We start from the raw sequence: 2,242 nt of genomic DNA on the forward strand, positions 1-2,242 counted from the left end.
GCAGGGTTACCAGCACCCGGCAGCCCGAGGCACCGATCGGGTGACCGAGGGCGATGGCGCCGCCGTTGACGTTGACCTTGTCCAGATCCCATTGCAGATCCTTGGCCACCGCCAGCGATTGCGCAGCGAAGGCTTCGTTGGCTTCGATCAGGTCGAGCTGGCCGATGTTCCAGCCCGCCTTGTCGAGGCAGCGGCGGGTGGCCGAGACCGGACCGATGCCCATGATCGCCGGATCAACGCCTGCGTTGGCATAGGCGGCAATTTTTGCCAGCACCGGCAGGCCCAGGGCCTTGGCTTTCTCGGCGCTCATCAGGATCACCGCAGCGGCGCCGTCGTTCAGCGACGAGGCGTTGCCGGCCGTCACGCTGCCGTCCTTTTTGAAGGCCGGGCGCAGTTTCGCCAGCGATTCAGCGGTGGTGTCGCCGCGTGGTTGTTCGTCAACCTTGAACGCGACAGGATCGCCTTTGCGCTGGGGAATCAGGATCGGGGTGATTTCATCGACAAAGCGGCCGGCCTCGATGGCGGCAGCGGCTTTCTGCTGCGAGGCTGCGGCGAAAGCGTCCTGTTGCTCGCGGCTGATCTGGTATTTATCGACCAGGTTTTCCGCGGTGATGCCCATGTGGTAATCGTTGAACGCATCCCACAGGCCATCGCTGATCATGGTGTCGACCATTTGCGCATGGCCCATGCGCAGACCGGTGCGTGCGCCCGGCAGTACGTAGTTGGACAGGCTCATGTTCTCCTGACCGCCGGCGATGATCACCTCGGCGTCACCGCAACGGATCGCTTGCGCGCCCAGGTGCAGGGCCTTCAGGCCCGAGCCACAGACCTTGTTCAGGGTCATGGCCGGTACGGCGTGGGGCAGGCCGGCCTTGATCGCGGCCTGACGCGCCGGGTTCTGGCCGGCGCCGGCAGTCAGCACCTGGCCCATGATCACTTCATCGACCTGGGCACCGTCCAGACCGGTTTGTTCGAGCAACTGGCGGATCACCGCCGCGCCCAGATCCACCGCGGACACGCTGGCCAGGGAGCCCTGGAAACTGCCGATCGCGGTGCGCGTGGCGGCAACAATTACGACGTCTTGCATTTTCGAATTCCTCACTGGGCAGCGAACTGCATTTCCGGTACGTGATCCGGGACGATCAGTTTACCAGCGGTTTTGGCGACGATTTCCTCGACGCTGACGCCAGGTGCGCGTTCCTTGAGGACAAAAGCGCCATTTTCGATTTCCAGATAAGCCAGGTCGGTCAGCACGCGCTTGATGCAACCGGCACCGGTCAGCGGCAGGCTGCATTTGGACAGCAGTTTGGATTCACCGTCCTTGGACGCGTGGGTCATGATCACGATGATGTTGTCGGCCCCGGCCACCAGATCCATGGCGCCGCCCATGCCCTTGACCAGCTTGCCGGGAATCATCCACGAGGCGATGTTGCCTTCGACGTCGACTTCGAACGCCCCCAGCACGGTCAGGTCGACATGCCCGCCGCGGATCATCGCGAAGGATTCGGCGGAGTTGAAAATCGACGCCCCGATACGTGCGGTCACGGTCTGTTTGCCGGCGTTGATCATGTCGGCATCAATGGTTTCTTCGGTTGGAAAAGGCCCCATGCCGAGCAGACCGTTTTCCGATTGCAGCATGACTTCCATGCCTTCGGGAATGTAGTTGGCGACCAGGGTCGGAATGCCGATGCCAAGGTTCACGTAGTAGCCGTCCTGCATTTCGCGGGCGACGCGCTGAGCCATTTGTTCGCGGGAAAGTGCCATGTTGTTGTTCTCCGTCTGGGCTTCAGTTATTTGCGGATGGTGCGCTGTTCGATGCGTTTTTCGAACGTGCCGCAAATGACCCGGTCGACGTAGATGCCGGGGGTGTGGATCTGCGACGGATCCAGCTCGCCGGGTTCAACGATTTCTTCGACTTCAACTACGGTGATCTTGCCGGCGGTGGCCGCCAGTGGGTTGAAGTTCTGCGCGGTGTGGCGGTAGATGACGTTGCCGAAATGGTCGGCTTTCCAGCCTTTGACGATGGCGAAGTCGCCGGTGATGGACTCTTCCATCAGGTACTTGCGACCTTTGAATTCACGCACTTCCTTGCCTTCGGCCACTGGGGTGCCGACGCCGGTGGCGGTGAAGAAGGCCGGAATGCCGGCGCCGCCGGCGCGCATTTTCTCGGCGAGGGTGCCTTGCGGGGTCAGGATGACTTCGATCTCGCCCTTGAGCAGTTGCTCTTCGAACAGCTTGTTTT

The 2,242-nt window shown here is 61.9% G+C and carries 3 protein-coding genes; all 3 read right to left on the bottom strand.

The genetic code is table 11. The features are described from left to right. Window positions 1–1,087 (bottom strand): acetyl-CoA C-acetyltransferase (locus DBR24_RS09885; protein ID WP_128614638.1); only part of this gene is annotated, 1,087 nt, incomplete at its 3' end. Between the two features lie 11 nt (window positions 1,088–1,098). Further along, window positions 1,099–1,764, bottom strand: a complete 666-nt coding sequence (locus DBR24_RS09890) for a CoA transferase subunit B (protein ID WP_025111273.1) — start codon at window positions 1,762–1,764, stop codon at window positions 1,099–1,101. 26 nt (window positions 1,765–1,790) lie between these two features. Then, on the bottom strand, window positions 1,791–2,242 hold a 452-nt coding region (locus DBR24_RS09895; protein ID WP_146189010.1), incomplete at its 5' end, for a CoA transferase subunit A.

The sequence above is a fragment of the Pseudomonas sp. HMWF006 genome (assembly GCF_003061205.1).
GTDB classification, from domain to species: Bacteria; Pseudomonadota; Gammaproteobacteria; order Pseudomonadales; family Pseudomonadaceae; genus Aquipseudomonas; species Aquipseudomonas monsensis.

What these genes read in the sequence shown, in the direction of transcription:
- DBR24_RS09890 (WP_025111273.1), bottom strand. Translation starts at nt 1,764, where the DNA reads ATGGCACTTTCCCGCGAACAAATGGCTCAGCGCGTCGCCCGCGAAATG.